Genomic DNA, 16942 nt, shown 5'->3' with positions numbered 1-16942 from the left:
TGGAGCCGTACAGTACTGCAGTTTTCCCTGTGGGGCCCTGGTGAGGCGCAAGTAGGAAAAGATGGTGTTGGCAGGGCATTTCAGCGTTTTAATACTGCCTGTTTCGCTATTTTCTTCACCCTGTGATGCTTACTATAAGCGCCCGCCTGCACGGCGGAAAAGGGTGAAAACCACCCTTGAAATACATTAATAAAAGTGATAATAGAAGCGGTTGGGGCGAAAGCGTCTAGTTCAGATTTGAATAATTAAATCAGGGAATTATATTAAAAATGAATATTAATATCACCGACAAACCCAACCCGCAGGATGAAGAGTTCGTTATCGACAGCCTCTGGGCGCACAACCATAAAACCCAGCCCGTAGACATTCACCCGCTGTTCCTGACCGTCACCGACGACAACCAGCAGATCGTCGGCGGTCTGGTCGCACGTACCTGGTGGGGCGGCCTGGAAGTACAGTATCTTTGGGTCGGCGATCAATGCCGCAAAAGCGGTTACGGTCGCCAACTGATGCAGCTGGCCGAAGAAGAAGCCCGCAAGCGCGGTTGCCATATGGCCTACGTCGATACCTTCGATTTCCAGGCCAGAGGCTTCTACGAAAAACTGGGCTACCGGGTCTATGGCGAGCTGGGTGACTATGCGCATCGCCATACCCGCCATTACCTGGCTAAAAGCCTGTAACGCGGCCTGAGCGGCGCAGAGGTGGGTATGGGTTCATCGCATAAAAATAATGAATCTTATTTCAAGGGCCTCATCACCATGATGGAGCACCTGAGCGAGCCCTGGGGCATCAAAGACCAGCTGTCCCGCCACCTCTATATGAACCGCGCCGCTTATCTCTATACCAATACGCCGCTGAATTTCGACGTCGCCGGAAAATATGACCACGAATTCCCCGCCGACTGGGCCGATTCCGCCGCCGACTTTATCGAGCATGACAAGATGACCGAAGCGGCGCGCGATCGGGTCACGGTCATCGAGACGCACTACTGGTATGGCAAGGACAGCCTGACGCCGTTTATCAGCGAAAAGCTGCCGGTCTACAACGATGACAAACAGGTGATCGGCGTGATCTGGAACGCCAAGCCGATGAACAGCCTGTCGCCGCTGAAATACATCAATCAGCAAAAACCCAGCATCTTGACCACCGAAGTTAACAACGAGCTGTTCACCCGCGCCGAGCTCGATGTCATTTTCCTTATGCTGCAGCGATTTACGGTGAAAGAGATCGCCAAAATCTATAACGTCAGCAATAAGACCATCGAAAACCGCATTTATAATATTTACCAGAAGGCCAACGTGCATACTCAGCAACAGTTTGAGGAGTATTGCAAATACGCCAACCTGGATAACTACATTCCCGATCGCCTGATAACCAAGGGCATTCAGTTTATTTGAACCGCAAGGAAGATCTCACCGTGATAAAGATCGAAGATTATCCGCTCACCCGGGTGCCGCAGGATAAAAGAGTCTCGTTTTTAAGCGTGGCCATCGTGCATATGGGCATGCTGACCGCGCTGGACCAGTTCATGCTCGGCGCCGTGCTCGGCAACTCCATGACGTTGATTGACGCCTTCACCGCCATTTTCGTCGGCAGCCTGATCTTCGGCGTGGTGACCTATGGGCTTGGGATGGCGGGCATGCGCGAAGGGATTTCCGGCAGCCTGCTGGCGCGCTGGTGCGGCTTTGGCCGCCTGGGCTCGGTGCTGATCGGCGTGGTCGTGGCCGTCAGCCTGCTGGGTTGGTTCGGCATTCAAAACGCCATTTTCGCCAAGTCGCTCGATTTCGCGCTCGGCAATAAGCTGGGCTTTGGCCTGGCCGCCGGGCTCTCGGGCACGCTGTTGACCATCCTGGTGGCATTCGGCTTCAAGGCGTTGCGCATCGCCGCCCGTATCGCGGTGCCGATGTTCATTATGCTGGTGGCCTATATTTCGGTGACCGCGCTTTCCGGCCATAACCTGCAGGAGATCATCCAGCTGGCGCCGCCGGGTGAACCATTGACCATCAGCGCCGGCATCACCATCGTCGTCGGCGGCGCCATCGTGGCCAGCCTGATGACGCCCGATCTGACCCGTTACTCCAAAAACGGCAAACACGTGCTCGGCGTTACGATCTTCACCATCGTCGCCGGCGAGTTCGTGGTGAATGGCCTGGCTATCCTGATCGCCAAAACCCTGGGCACCGCGGATGTGGTCACCATCATGTCGCAAGCGGCCGGCGGCGCCGGTTTGCTGGTGGTGGTGTTTTCCACCCTGCGCGTCAACGATCTCAACCTGTACTCCTCTTCGCTGGGCATCGTCAACGCGGTGGAAGGCATCACCGGCAAAAAGCTGAAGTACACCTACACCACGTTGGCGATCGGTATTCTGGGCACCACGCTGTCGGTGCTGGGCATTCTCGACCGCTTCGTCGACTTCCTGACGGTGCTTGGCGTGGTCTTCCCGCCCATTATCGGCATCATGCTGGTGGACTATTACCTGCTGCGCAGCCACCGCAAAATCCTGGACGAGAGCCGCCGTACGGGCCAGTTGCCGAACGAAACCCCAACCATCGGCTGGGCGGCGATCGTCGCCAGCATCGCCGGCGGCGCCGTTGGCCTGGCGACCGAATGGGGCGTACCGACCATCAACTCACTGGTGGCCGCCAGCCTGCTGTATTGGGTGCTCAAGCTGGCCTTCAGTCGGGCGCAAAAACCCCTGGCCTCGCAGAAGTCGCTCTGATTTTCGCACAGGCGTTAACGCACTCCTCCGATGACGGGGGAGTGTTTTATTGCTCGCAAAATGCGGAGTTCAGCGCAAAGGAATAGGCCGATCGCGCAGACAAACGGCCGTGGTGATGAGGGTCCCTGGTGTCGGTAGCAAGCTATCCATTATGCTCAGAGTGCGGGAACATCCCCCTCTGAGCTTTTTATTATAAAAGTCGTTAGCTTCAGTGTTTTGATCGTAAAGAAAAACTTCAGCTTGCATGAACAGTAGCCCATGAAATCGCCTTTGGTCAACATAAAAGTGAACATAAAATTGGCTTTTGTGTTCACTTTTCCATAAGCAAAAGCTAATCAATTGATTTGCACAGCTTTATCATTTCCCCAAACCGCCTTCCGCATCCACGTCGCCCGCCCCCCGCCAAGCCGCTGACAGAAAGCAATAATTAACGAAAATAATCAGTCTGTTATCCTATTCCCTGCGCCTTTTTATCTGGACAACGCCAACGCGTAAGATATAGTGAAGCCAGCGTAATGTTTGTAAGGACAGCCTATGAAAACCCCCAACGCACAGCGCAAAATCAACATCATTAAAAATATTGAATATCTAATGCGTACCCGCGGTGAAACCAAGGCTTCCTTTTCCAACCGCAGCGGCCTGACGCGCACTACCCTATACAAAATTCTTGATGGAAGAGTGAACAACGTTCAGCAATCCACCGTTAATCGGATTTCCGATTTTTTCGGTGTCTCCTGTGAAGAGATCGAAGACTACGATCTGGAAAAACTGGAGCTGCTCAACGAAACGTTGTCCACCGAAGGCAACAAGAACCCTTCCGCCATTCCGGTGATCCCGCAGTCGCGCTATCTGGCCGTCTCGCAGCGCAAGATCGGGCAACTGGTCACCGAGTTTCCTTTGACTTATTTCTTCGGCGATGAGTCGAACATGTTGGCAATGAAAATAGAGACCGAAATTAAAGGGTCATTCATTCCGGGCGAAGTCATTATCATCAAACGTCCGCCGGTACTGATTTGCGATTCACCTTTGCTGTATCACTCGGGAAAAAGCGGCTTCTTTGTGGTTGACGACAAAGACAGCGAAAGCATGGACAAACGCCTTCAGGAGACGGTGCAATTCCTGGGTTATATCGTTGGAGAAAGGTTATAAATGGAACCGAATCAGAAGTTCAAGCTGTTGGGCTTCACCCGACATGGCACCATCGCGGCCAATGTCATGGTATTGGCCACCGGCAAAACCATTACCATGGGGCTCAATGAGCTGGCCGACAGCGAAATATCGGAAGATCTGAGCCGGCACGAGCTGCAGGCGCTGTACCGTAAACTCTACGGCGACAATCAACAAAAAACCGCCTATGAGCTCAGCGATCGCCATGAACGTTCCTGGTACGCCTACCTGATTATTACCGTGGCGCTCAGCGTGATTTATATCTTCTCGACGCTGTGCGGCGTCAAGCCGATCCAAATTCCGGTGCTGAATCTCATCACGCCGCCGGCGATCTTCATCTATCCGCTCACGTTCATTCTGGTGGACATTCTCAACGAGTTCTATGGGTTGCGGCTGGCCAGACGCACCATCATCATCTCGTTCATCGCCAACCTGACCTTCGTTCTCGGCGTCTGGGTGACGACGCTGGTGCCGAGCATTCCACAGTGGGAGTACAGCGAGACCTACAACGGCATTGTGCACAGCATCATGGCGGTGCTGGTGGCCTCTTCGGCGGCCTATCTGATCTCCGAGAACGTCAACTCCTATCTGCTTTGCAAGATCAAGGAGTTGACCAACTCCCGCTACCTGTTCGTGCGCGTGATCACCAGCACCGTAATCGCATCGGCCATCGACAGCGTGGTGTTCTGTACGCTGGCGTTCTACAACGTGCTGAGCTGGGACATCATCAAAACCATGATCCTGTCTCAGTTCCTGATCAAGGTGGTTTACGCCTTGCTGGGCGTCGGGCCGATTTACGCCACCCGCAGTCTGTTTAACCGCTACATCAATACCGAACAAGCAAAGGGCAATGAATATGCATATCCAAAAGCAAGATAAGATCACCCATCTTGGCGCGAACTCCGATTATCCGGACCAATATGCTCCCGCATTGCTCGAAGCCTTGCCGCGCGCACGCGGCCGCGATCTGATCGGCGTGGACGAACGGCAGCTGCCGTTCAGCGGCTTTGATCTGTGGACCGCCTTCGAGTTGTCGTGGCTCAACGGCAAGGGCAAACCGGTGGTGGGTATCGGCGAATTTACCTTCCCGCACTCCTCTTCCAACCTGATCGAATCCAAATCGTTCAAGCTGTATCTCAACAGCTTCAACCAAACGCGCTTCGACAGCGTGGAACAGGTGAGCGCCGCCATGCAGAAGGATCTGTCGCAGGCGGCCAATGGCCAGGTCACCGTCAAGCTCTATCCGGGTCTGGAAGGTTATCCGGCGCAGATCGATCGTCTGCCGGGCATCAACATCGACGATCTGGATATCGCGGTCGACGACTTCGCCTTCAAACCGGAATACCTGAGCGGCGCGGCCGATCAAGGGGAGCACGTAGCGGAGACGCTGTCTTCCAATCTGCTGAAATCCAACTGCCTGGTCACCAACCAGCCGGACTGGGGCAGCGTGGTGATCCGCTATGAAGGCCGCAAAATCGATCGCGAAAGCCTGCTGCGCTACCTGATCTCCTTCCGCCAGCACAACGAATTCCACGAGCAGTGCGTCGAGCGCATTTTCAACGACATCAAGCAGAGCTGCCGCCCGGAAAAACTCAGCGTGTTCGCGCGTTACACCCGCCGCGGCGGCCTGGACATCAACCCCTTCCGCAGCGATTTCGAAACGGCGCCGACGCTCGGCCGCCTGATCAGACAGTAAGCCTCATCCCCCAATGCTCCCGCCAGGGAGCATTGTTTCTCTCGCTTTCATCTCCCTGTTATTTTTCGCCATTATCGTCGTCAGCGGCTATCTTCAAAGCACACTGACGGAGATTAACGACGCATGCCTGACCTTTCTCGCAGAGACATCCTGCGGGCTGCCGCCATCGGATCGGCGTTCTCGCTGTTGCCCGCCTCGATTTGCAAAGCGCTGGCCATTCCCGCCAATAACCGCACCGGCACCCTGCGCGACGCCGAACACGTGGTGATCCTGATGCAGGAGAACCGCTCTTTCGATCACTACTTCGGCACCTTGCCGGGCGTGCGCGGCTTCAGCGATCGATTTACCATTCCACTGCCCGGCGATCGCCTGGTCTGGCAGCAACAGGGCGCTGAACGGCTGGTGCTGCCCTACCATCTGGACAGCAAACGCGGCAACGCCCAGCGCGTCACCGGCACGCCGCACTCGTGGGTGGATGAGCAATCCGCCTGGGATCACGGCCGCATGAGCGCCTGGCCCACCTACAAAACGCCGGCCTCGATGGGCTACTACCGCCAGCAGGAGCTGCCGTTCCAGTTCGCGCTGGCCAACGCCTTCACCCTGTGCGATGCCTATCACTGCTCCATCCACGCCGGCACCAACACCAATCGGCTGTTCCACTGGACCGGCACCAACGGCCCGTCCGCCGCCGACGTGGCGGTAGTGGTCAACGAATGGGACAGCCCCGGCCCGGCAGAGATCGGCTACCGGTGGACCACCTATCCGGAACGGCTGGAGGCGAGCGGCGTCAGTTGGAAGGTGTACCAATTCCTGCCGGACAACTTTACCGACAATCCGCTGGCGGGCTTTCGCCAATACCGCGCCGCCAGCATTCAGGTGGGCAACCCAGCTCGGCCGCCAAAAGACTTCAACGCCTTCGTGCCTTATCGCGACGAGCTCAACGCGACCGCGCCGCTGTACAAAGGCAACGGCAACACCCTGCCGGCCGCCGACGGCAACGATCTGGACACCATGCTGGCCGGATTCCGCACCGACGTGCAGCAGGGCAAACTGCCGCAGGTCAGTTGGATCATCGCGCCGGCGGCCTATTCGGAACATCCCGATCCCTCCAGCCCGGTGCAGGGCGGCTGGTTCACGCAAGAGATCCTCAACGCGCTGACCGACAACCCGGAGGTGTGGAGTAAAACCGTGCTGCTGGTCAACTACGACGAAAACGACGGTTTTTTCGATCATATGCCTTCGCCTTCCGCGCCGTCGCTGCGCGAAGACGGCAGCTTCGCCGGTAAATCGACGGTGCCGTTCGATACCGAGATCTTCCAGCACGTGGCGCCGCCCGGCTCACAGGACCAGCCGCCGCCGGACGGCCGCATCTACGGCCCCGGCCCGCGGGTGCCGATGCTGGTGCTGTCGCCCTGGAGCCGCGGCGGCTGGGTCAATTCGCAGGTCTTCGATCACACCTCGGTGCTGCAATTCCTGGAAAAGCGCTTTCAGGTGCATGAACCCAACATCAGCGCCTGGCGCCGCGCGGTGTGTGGCGATCTCACCTCGGCGTTCAACTTTGTCGATCCTAACGGCGAAGCATTGCCGAGCCTGCCCGCCACCAGCCGCCACGCCGCCGACGGCCTGCGCCAGCGTCAGGAGCAGCTGCCGCAGGTGCCGCTGCCGCCGCCCGCCCGCCAGCGTTTGCCACACCAACGCCGCCTGGCGCGCCCTTCCCGCGCACTGCCCTATCAGCTGCACGTCGAGGCCAGCGTCGCGGCCGAGCAGCGGCGCGTAACGCTGAACCTGTTCAATACCGGCGAGCAAGGGGCGGTGTTTCACGTCTACGACCGGCGAGATCTGACGCAGATCCCGCGCCGCTATACCGTCGAGGCCGGCAAGGCGGTCAGCGACGACTGGCAGACGGAGGACGAGTACCATCTGTGGCTGCTCGGCCCCAACGGCTTTCATCGTGAAATGCGCGGCGCGCTGAGCCGGCCGCAGCCGGAAGTACGTTTGCGCCCGACGGGCCGCAGCCTGCTGCTGCAGTTGGATAACCCGGGTGCCGAAACGGTGACGGTCACTCTCGACCGCTGCCCTTACACGCAACAAGGCCCGTGGCCCATCACGCTGCCTGCGGGCGGCAGCCACCGCCAAACGTTTGACGCCCGCGCCAGCGGCGGTTGGTATGATCTTGCGCTGCACAGCGCCGGAGGCTGGCGGCGCCGCCTGGCGGGCCGACTGGAGGATGGCGAACACAGCGTCAGCGACCCGCTGATGGGCCAGGAGTAGCCTATCGACAGCGAAGAGGTTCAAAAAGCGAAAGGATATCGCTTATCATTGCGTTCTCGTTCCTAGCCGATTACTCAAGGATCTCCATGTCCGCTGTTCTTATCGCCAAAGCCGGCCGCTGGCTGGCCGCCTGCGTTTTGCTGTTGGCCGGCGCCGCTCAAGCCGCGCCGATCGTCGTTACCGATGTCGCCGGCCGTCAGGTTACGCTGCCGCAACCGGCCAAGCGCGTTATCCTGGCCGACGCCCGCGCGCTGTTGGCGCTGAATATTCTGCATCCGCAGGAGCCGCTGAAAAACATCATCGCCTGGGACAACTCGCTGAAGGTCAAAGCCCCGGATCTGGTTGAGGCCTATGCGAAAAAATTCCCGCAGGTCATGCAAATCCCCACCTTCGACAACCCCTACACCAGTGACTTCAGCGTGGAGAGCGCGGTGGTGCGCCAACCGGACCTGATCATTTTCGACATCGGTCTGCTGAGCAAATTGAAGGACAGCGGCGTACTGACCCAGCTGGAAAAAGTCGGCATCCCGGTGCTGATCATCGATTTCCGCCAGCAGCCGCTGACCAACACCGTCGCCAGCATGGCGCTGTTGGGCAAAGTGTTTGACGAGCAGCCCAACGCCGACGCCTTTATCCGTTTCTATCAGCAACGCCTCGAGCTGGTGCGCCAGCGCGTCGCCACGCTGAAACCGGAGCAGCGCCCCAGCGTCTTCATCGAACGCAGCGCCGGCATCAAAGGCGAGCAGTGCTGCAATACCTTCGGCAAAGGCAGCTTCGGGCAGTTTATCGATACCGCCGGCGGCGACAATATCGGCAGCAAACTGTTTTCAGACATGGGCGGTGAAGTGAACGTCGAACAAGTGATCGCCAGCAATCCGGATTTCTATCTGCTGACCGGCGCCGACTGGAGCCGTGGCCATCGCGGTACGCTGGCCGTGCCGCTGGGCTACACCACCGATATGGCCACCAGCCAAAAGAAACTGGCGCATCTGCTGGATCGCACCGGCATTAACGTGTTGAAAGCGGTGAAAGAAAAACGCGTGATGGCGATTTATCATCAATTTTACGACACGCCGCTCAACTTTATCGCGGTCGAGGCGATCGCCAAATTCCTGCACCCGGCGCTGTTTAAAGATATTGATCCGCAAGCGGATATCGAAAGCGTGCACCAGAAATTCACCGCGCTGGATTACAGCGGGGTCTTCTGGCTTACGCCGCAATAATCCCCGCCAGGGCCCGCCAACCGGGCCCTGCTACCGGCATCCTTCATGTAGTTACCCGCTTAACTATTCCATAACAATTCTATTTACTTGCCAATAATTATCATTAAGATTGTCGTTTCTAAAAAAACACATCCGGGTCTGAAACTTCTAAGGCATTATTATGTCAATTCTTTTTCGCCTCTCCCTGCTGGCGACCTCTATCGCCGTTGCTTTCCCCATCCTTGCTGCTGATAACTCATCTCAAAACGATGCCGATACGGTAACCGTCGTCGGCAACTGGCTGGACAACCCTGATACCAGTTCGGTGCTGCTCAACCATCCGGGCGCGCGATCCATCGTCACTCAGCAGCAGATGCATGAGCAAGGCGACCAAACCATCGCCGACAGCCTGCGCGGTGTGCCCGGCGTGCAGGTGCGCGACAGCAACGGCACCGGCGGCAGCGACATTTCGCTCAACGTCGGCGTGCGCGGCCTGACCTCACGCCTTTCTCCGCGATCCACCATTCTGATGGACGGCGTTCCGTTGGCCGTCGCGCCTTACGGCCAGCCACAGCTGTCGATGGCGCCGCTGTCGATCGGCAACCTGCAATCGGTTGACGTGGTGCGCGGCGGCGGCGCGGTGCGCTACGGGCCGCAGAACGTCGGCGGCGTGATCAACTTCGTTACCCGAGACATTCCCAAAACGTTTGGCGGCACCGCCGGCGTACAAACCCAGGGCGCCAGCCACGGCGGCCTGAAGACCCTGACCAGCGCCTCCGTGGGCGGCACCGCAGACAACGGTCTCGGCGCCGAACTGCTCTATTCCGGCCTGCACGGCCAGGGCTACCGCGACAACAACGACAACACCGACATCGACGATTTCATGCTGAAAACGCGTTATGCGTTTACCGATCGCGACGAACTGCTGGCCAATTTCCACTACTACGACGCCAAAGCCGGCATGCCGGGCGGCCTGAGCAGCGCGCAATACGCGCAGAACCCGTTCCAGTCCACGCGTCCCTGGGACCAGTTCGAAGGCCGCCGCAAGGATATGTCGTTCAAATACAAACATCAGGAAGACGACAAACAGTTCGAAGTGTTGACCTACTTCACCGACAGCTACCGCGGCAGCAACATCGAGTCGGAAGGCACCGGCAAAAATGCCGGGTTGCGGCGCATGGTGTCCTATCCGCGCCACTATTCGACCTGGGCGATCGAACCAAGCTATTCGCAACTGTTTCGCTTCTGGGATATGGCGCACGAGATCACCCTCGGTTACCGCTACCTGAATGAAACCATGGATGAAAAGGCGTCACGTTCGGCCTGGTATAACCCGGCGAATGTCGGCGCCACGCCGGATACCCCGGACTATTACCAGCACACCTCCGGCGGCACCGCAGCCAACGCGTTCTATATCGACGATACCATTAACGTCGGCAACTGGACGGTCACGCCGGGCCTGCGTTATGAAAGCATTCGCACCCACGTGGACGATTCGTTCAACAACATCAGCCGCGAGAAAAGCTACAGCGAACCGCTGCCGTCATTGAACGTGATGTACCACCTGTCCGACGCCTGGAAACTGTTCGCCAACGCCAACACCTCGTTCGGCAGCATGCAGTATTTCCAGCTGACCAAAGGCGGCAACGGCAACCAGCCTGCGCCGGGGCTGACGGCGGAAAAAGCGCATACCTATGAGTTCGGCACCCGCTACGACGACACCGTGGTCAAGGCCGAAGCCACGCTGTTCTATATCGACTTCGATAATCAGCTGCAATACATCAGCAACGATGTGGGCTGGACCAACATGGGCGCCACCAAGCACAAAGGCATCGAGTTGGCGCTCAGCTACGATCTCAGCGAGCTGAACCGCGCGCTGGACGGCGCCAGCGTCTACACCAGCTATACCTACACCAAGGCCAGCACCGACAAGGGCGACTTCGCCGGTAAAGACCTGCCGTTCTACTCGCGCCAGGTCTATACCGTCGGCACACGCTACGCCACCGGCAACTGGGTATGGAATCTGGACGGTTACGCGCAGTCCAAACAGCATTCGCCGGGCACCGGGCCGGAGTACGTCACGCAGGAAAGCGCCGATGGTCAGTTCGGCAATATCGCCGGTTACATGGTGTGGAACATGCGCGGGGAATATAATTTCGGGCCGCAGCTATCGAACCTGACGCTGGGCGCCGGGGTGAAAAACCTGTTCGATCAGCGCTACTTTACCCGCTCCAACGACAATAACTTCGGCAAGTACGTCGGTGAACCGCGCACCTTCTTCGTGCAGGGTTCCGTCGCATTCTGACCCCCAGCGCCCACTACAGGCGCTTCGTTCATCCATACCGCCCGCTCGCATCGCGGGCGGTATTTCCTGCGCCTGACCCGCCCTATTTTTTGATCTTGCTCACTCCCCAAACGCCTGACGCATTATTTCATTGCTTTGCTAAACCGGTTCTTCTATTTTAGCCACCCATCAGACATCGGTAGAAACAGGGATTAAGCATGGCGAATCGCGTATGGGTGCTGGGCGACGCAGTGGTCGATTTGGTGCCAGAAAATTCAAACAGTTATCTTAAATGCCCCGGCGGCGCGCCGGCTAACGTGGCGGTGGGCGTCGCCCGCTTGGGCGGCGACAGCGCCTTTATCGGCCGAGTGGGGCAAGACAGTTTCGGCGCCTTTCTGCAGCAGGTGCTGAGCGAAGAAGGGGTGGATATTGACCATATGCTTTCGGATCCCGAACACCACACCTCCACGGTAGTGGTGGATCTCGATCAGCACGGTGAACGCTCATTCACGTTCATGGTACAGCCCAGTGCCGATCTGTTTTTACAGCCTGACGATCTGCCGGCCTTCCAACGCGGCGAGTGGCTGCATCTCTGCTCCATCGCGCTGTCGCAGGAGCCCAGCCGCAGCGCGGCCTTTACGGCAATGGAAAACATTCGGGCGGCCGGCGGGCGGGTCAGTTTCGATCCCAATATCCGCGAAGAGATCTGGCGCCAACCGGAAGCGCTGCGCCCCTGCCTGCAAAAGGCGTTGCTGCTGGCGGACGTGGTGAAACTGTCGCGCGAAGAGCTGGTTTTCATCAGCCATCTTGACGATGTGGAGAACGGCATCCGCTGGATGATGCAAACCTACCCGTTGCGCCTGTTGCTGGTCACGCTGGGCGGCGACGGCGTCTACGTGCATGACGGCCAACGGCTGCGTCATTTCCGCGCGGCGCCTGTCGTGCCGGTCGATACCACCGGCGCTGGCGACGCGTTTGTCGCCGGGCTGTTAGCGGCCCTGGCGCGCCTTCACGCTTTGCCGCAAGAAGCGCAATGGCCGGCGATTATCGCTCAGGCTCAGGCCTGCGGCGCGCTGGCCACCACCGCCAAAGGCGCCATGACCGCCCTGCCGCGCGCCGAAGAGCTCGCCGCTTTTCTGCGCTGATCCCCTGCAACCACGGCGATCCCCTGGGCGCCGTGGTCTTTTAACCCCACGATTTGCGCACTCGATCACAATAGCTGAATCGGGTTAGCAAACTTGATTGCCAGTCCGCTTCTCGATCGTTATCTTTCGCCATGAAAAACCGGTTTAGCAATTTAGCAAAAAATAATAACAACCCTTCCCGGATGATAGACGATGATGAAAAAACTCAGCTATTTGGCGATAACAACAGGGCTTTTCCTCTCCACTTCTGCCGCTGCAGCCTCCGGCGACGGCAGTATCGAGGCGCGTCTTAACGCGCTGGAACAACGTCTGGCGCAGGCGGAACAGCGCGCCGCTCAGGCTGAAACCCGCGCCACGGCGGCGGAACGCCGGGCGCAACAGCTGGAGCAGCGCACCGCCAGCACCGAGCGGCAAACCGCGCGGGTCGCGCAACGCGCCGCCGCGCTGGAAACGCAATCCCCCGTGACCGGCGCGCTAAAACTGAACGGCTTCAACGATCTGAAGCTATACGGCGACGTGGAGTTCAATCTGGACGGCGCCAGCCGCAGCGGCCAACTGACGTCGTTGAAAGGCAGCGATCACAAGGATTGGAAACCCGGCAACAAAGAGCGCTGGGACATCAACGGCCGCATTCTGGTGGGGCTGGACGGCTATCGCCGCAATCCGGACGGCAACTTCTCCGGTTTCAGCGTCCAGCCGCTGGCGGACATGACCGGCAAAATGAACCTGGACGACGCCGCTTTCTTCTTCGGCAATGAAAAGAACTGGCAAACCAAAATCGGCCGCTTCGAAGCCTACGACATGTTCCCGCTGAATCAGGACACTTTCATTCAGTATTCAGGCAACACCGCCAACGATCTTTACGCTGACGGCTTTGGCTATATCTATATGATGAAAGAAGGCCGTGGCCGCAGCAGCAGCGGCGGAAACCTGATGTTGAGCAAATACGCCGGGGATGTCTATTTCGAACTGAACACGCTGGTGGAAGACGGCACTTCGCTGTTCCAGGACAACAGCTACCACGGCAATGCGCTGAACAATAAGAAAAACGTCGCCTATTTGCGCCCGGTGATCGCCTGGAAGAAAGAGGCCTTCAGCATCGCGGCGGCGATGGAAAGCAACGTGGTGAATAATGCCTACGGCTATCAGGACAGCCAGGGCCGCTTCGTCGATCAATCCAAGCGCAACGGCTACGGCATGACCATGAGCTGGAACACCAACGCGGCCGATCCGGATAACGGCGTGGTGGCCAACCTGAGCACCGCCTACCTGGACGCCGCCGGCGAGCAGGACTTGACCGCCGGCGTCAACGTGCTGTGGCGGCGCTTCGAACTGGGTTATATCTATGCGCACAACAACATCAAAGAGTTCAATACCGCCGGGATCGCCGCCGATATCCACAATCCGCTCAGCGAGCCGGGCAACTACGACATCCACACCGTTCACGCGTCGTATCAGATACCTAACATTATGAATATGAAGAATTTCAATGTGTATTTAGGCGCCTATGTTTCGCTGCTGGAAGCCAACGCCGAGAACAAGATCGCCAACGGCGACAACGACCAGCGTTACGGCGTGCGCGCCAGATTCAAGTATTTCTTCTGACATCGATGAACGTATTTCCGCCGCGCAGAGCGCGGCGGCATTTTAATTCAGCAAGGGGACAACATGGACATTACCGCAACCGCCAACGCGCTGTTGCCGCTGCTCGGCGGTAAAGAGAACATCGCCAGCGCCGCCCACTGCGCCACGCGCCTGCGCCTGGTGCTGGTGGACGACAGCAAAGTGGACAAAGAGGCCATCGGCAAACTGGACGGCGTCAAAGGCTGCTTCAGCAACGCCGGTCAGATCCAGGTGATCTTCGGCACCGGGCTGGTCAACAAGGTGCATGCGGAATTCATCAAGGCGGCGGGCGTCAGCGAATCCAGCAAGGCCGAAGCCGCCGATATCGCGGCGAAAAAGCTCAACCCGCTGCAGCGCATCGCCCGCCTGCTGTCGAACATCTTCGTGCCGATCATCCCGGCCATCGTCGCCTCCGGCCTGCTGATGGGGCTGCTCGGCATGGTGAAAACCTATGGTTGGGCGGATGCCGACAGCGCGCTGTTCGTGATGCTGAACATGTTCAGCTCGGCGGCGTTCATTATCCTGCCGATTCTGATCGGTTTCACCGCCGCCCGCGAATTCGGCGGCAACCCCTATCTGGGCGCCACGCTCGGCGGCATTCTGACGCACCCGGCGCTGACCAACGCCTGGGGCGTCGCCGGAGGGTTCCATACCATGAACTTCTTCGGTCTGGAGATCGCCATGATCGGCTATCAGGGCACGGTATTTCCGGTGCTGCTGACGGTGTGGTTCATGAGCCTGTTGGAAAAACGCCTGCGCAAGGTGATCCCCAACGCGCTGGATTTGATCCTGACGCCGTTCCTGACGGTCGTGATCTCCGGGTTTGTCGCCCTGCTGTTTATCGGCCCCGCCGGCCGGGCGCTGGGCGACGGCATCTCCTTCGTGCTCAGCACGCTGATCGCCCATGCCGGTTGGTTCGCCGGCCTGCTGTTCGGCGGCCTCTATTCCGCCATTGTCATCACCGGCATCCATCACAGCTTCCACGCGGTGGAGGCCGGGCTGCTCGGCAACCCCAACATCGGCGTCAACTTCCTGCTGCCGATTTGGTCGATGGCCAACATCGCTCAGGGCGGCGCCTGCCTGGCGGTGTATTTCAAAACGCGCGATGCCAAAATCAAAGCCATCGCGGTGCCTTCAGCCTTTTCCGCCATGCTCGGCATCACCGAGGCGGCGCTGTTCGGCATCAACCTGCGCTTCGTGAAACCGTTCCTGGCGGCGCTGGCGGGCGGCGCGCTCGGCGGCGCCTGGGTGGTGGCCAATCATGTCGGCATGAACGCGGTCGGGCTGACGGCGATCCCCGGCATGGCGATCGTGCAGGCCAGTTCGCTGGTCAGCTATATCATCGGCCTGGCGATCGCGTTTGGCAGCGCCTTCGCCCTCTCCCTGCTGCTGAAATATAAAACGGACGCGCAATGATGGAGGAACTCAGCTTAATCAAACAGGCAATGCGGGCGGTCATGAACGGCCTGCCACTCGCGCTGCGCGATCCGCACCGCCCGGCCTGGCATCTGGCGCCCAGCGTTGGCCTGCTGAACGATCCCAACGGCTTCATTCAGCACAACGGCGTTTATCATCTGTTCTATCAATGGAATCCGCTGGGCTGCGACCATCGCAACAAGTGCTGGGGACATTGGCAGTCGACCGACTTGCTGCGTTGGGCGCATCAGCCGATCGCCCTGGCGCCGGGCGCCTGTTACGACAGCCACGGCTGTTACTCCGGCTCGGCGGTGGTGGCGGAAGACAAAATCACGCTGATCTACACCGGCAACGTGAAATTCCCCGACGGCTCACGCACCGCTTACCAGTGCCTGGCTCAGGAAAGCGATCGGGGCGAGTACCGCAAACTCGGGCCGGTGCTGCCGCTGCCGGCGGGCTACAGCGGGCACGTACGCGATCCGAAAGTGTGGCGTCATCAGAATGCGTGGTACATGGTGCTCGGCGCGCGGGACTTGCAGGATCGCGGCAAGGTGCTTTTACTGCGCTCCGCCGATCTGCGCGGCTGGCAACCGCTGGGCGAGATCGCCGGTTCCGGCCTGAACGGCTTAGGCGAATTCGGCTACATGTGGGAGTGCCCGGATCTGTTCTCGCTGGACGACGCTGACGTGTTGATCTGCTGCCCGCAGGGGCTGGCGCCGCAGCCGGAACGCTACCTCAATCGCTATCAGGCCGGTTATCTGATCGGCAAGCTGGATTACCGCCAGGCGGCCTTCCGTCACGGCGAATTCCGCGAACTGGACGCCGGCTTCGAGTTTTATGCGCCGCAGACGACGCTGGCGGAAGATGGCCGCCGCTTGCTGTTCGGCTGGATGGGCGTGCCCGAGCAAGATGAAGAAGCCCATCCGACGCGCCGCTACGGCTGGATCCACACCATGACCTGCCCGCGCGAGCTGTCGCTGCGGCATGGCCGCCTCCAGCAGCGTCCGGCGCGCGAGCTGCAACAGCTGCGCGGCGAACGAACATGCTGGCAGGGCCGCGCCGATGACGCCCCCGCCTGCGCGCTGGGGGCCGCGGAGCTGCAGTTGGCGCCGCAGGGCGCGTTCAACGCCGCCTTTGGCGACGCCATGACGCTGAACTGGGACGGCGAAAGGCTGCGGCTGACGCGCGCTTCCCTGGCCGACGGCCAGCCGGAGCACCGTTACTGGCGCGGCCCGGTCACGCATCTGCAGCTGCTGTTCGATCGTTCCAGCGTGGAGATCTTCATCAACCGCGGCGAGGCCGTGATGAGCGCGCGCTACTTCCCGGCCATTGAGCCGCAACTGCGGCTGTCCGGAAACGCGCCGCTGGCGTTGGAATACTGGCCGCTGACGCCATGCATGCTAGAATGACGCATCCTCC

At 59.2% G+C, this 16942-nt stretch carries 13 protein-coding genes; all 13 read left to right on the top strand.

Features of this window, described 5'->3' with window-relative positions:
• Positions 1–269 precede the first annotated feature (269 nt).
• The 13 genes from HWW83_RS10480 (at position 270) to HWW83_RS10420 (ending at position 16932) form a co-directional block, all read left to right on the top strand.
• Positions 270–680: a GNAT family N-acetyltransferase gene (locus HWW83_RS10480; RefSeq protein WP_019453029.1), complete on the top strand. Its 411-nt coding sequence runs from the start codon at positions 270–272 to the stop codon at positions 678–680.
• Positions 681–707: 27 nt separating this feature from the next.
• Positions 708–1397 carry a helix-turn-helix transcriptional regulator gene (locus HWW83_RS10475; protein ID WP_033644646.1) on the top strand — a complete coding sequence of 230 codons (690 nt, stop codon included), beginning with the start codon at positions 708–710 and terminating at the stop codon, positions 1395–1397.
• 20 nt (positions 1398–1417) lie between these two features.
• Positions 1418–2719, top strand: coding sequence for a cytosine permease (locus tag HWW83_RS10470; RefSeq protein ID WP_033644921.1), 1302 nt, complete (start codon positions 1418–1420; stop codon positions 2717–2719).
• A 534-nt stretch (positions 2720–3253) separates the two neighbouring features.
• A complete protein-coding gene (locus HWW83_RS10465) occupies positions 3254–3868 on the top strand; it encodes a helix-turn-helix domain-containing protein (RefSeq protein ID WP_033644644.1) in 615 nt (204 codons plus the stop codon).
• Positions 3869–4765, top strand: a complete 897-nt coding sequence (locus HWW83_RS10460) for a queuosine precursor transporter (protein WP_033644642.1) — start codon at positions 3869–3871, stop codon at positions 4763–4765.
• On the top strand, positions 4743–5582 hold the full coding sequence (gene queF / locus HWW83_RS10455; RefSeq protein WP_047575474.1) for an NADPH-dependent 7-cyano-7-deazaguanine reductase QueF: 840 nt from the start codon (positions 4743–4745) through the stop codon (positions 5580–5582). Before HWW83_RS10460 ends, queF begins: the two co-directional genes overlap by 23 nt.
• Positions 5583–5705: 123 nt before the next feature.
• Entirely contained in the window at positions 5706–7853 is a 2148-nt protein-coding gene (locus HWW83_RS10450; protein WP_176589275.1) for a phosphocholine-specific phospholipase C, read from the top strand.
• A gap of 86 nt (positions 7854–7939) precedes the next feature.
• Entirely contained in the window at positions 7940–9076 is a 1137-nt protein-coding gene (locus HWW83_RS10445; protein ID WP_033644639.1) for an ABC transporter substrate-binding protein, read from the top strand.
• 160 nt (positions 9077–9236) lie between these two features.
• Positions 9237–11360 (top strand): TonB-dependent receptor family protein, encoded by a 2124-nt coding sequence (locus HWW83_RS10440; protein ID WP_069100395.1) that lies wholly within the window; start codon positions 9237–9239, stop codon positions 11358–11360.
• 197 nt (positions 11361–11557) lie between these two features.
• Positions 11558–12484 carry a fructokinase gene (gene cscK / locus HWW83_RS10435; RefSeq protein ID WP_047573657.1) on the top strand — a complete coding sequence of 309 codons (927 nt, stop codon included), beginning with the start codon at positions 11558–11560 and terminating at the stop codon, positions 12482–12484.
• A 195-nt stretch (positions 12485–12679) separates the two neighbouring features.
• Positions 12680–14089 (top strand): carbohydrate porin, encoded by a 1410-nt coding sequence (locus HWW83_RS10430; protein WP_101453879.1) that lies wholly within the window; start codon positions 12680–12682, stop codon positions 14087–14089.
• A gap of 63 nt (positions 14090–14152) precedes the next feature.
• Positions 14153–15523, top strand: a complete 1371-nt coding sequence (locus HWW83_RS10425) for a sucrose-specific PTS transporter subunit IIBC (protein WP_033644635.1) — start codon at positions 14153–14155, stop codon at positions 15521–15523.
• A complete protein-coding gene (locus HWW83_RS10420; RefSeq protein ID WP_129993467.1) occupies positions 15523–16932 on the top strand; it encodes a sucrose-6-phosphate hydrolase in 1410 nt (469 codons plus the stop codon). The genes HWW83_RS10425 and HWW83_RS10420 overlap by 1 nt, the downstream gene beginning before the upstream one ends.
• Positions 16933–16942 lie beyond the last annotated feature (10 nt).

This window comes from Serratia ureilytica, assembly GCF_013375155.1.
GTDB lineage: Bacteria > Pseudomonadota > Gammaproteobacteria > Enterobacterales > Enterobacteriaceae > Serratia > Serratia ureilytica.
The sequence above is the reverse complement of the archived record's forward strand: the minus strand, read 5'-3'. Positions and strand labels throughout refer to the sequence as shown.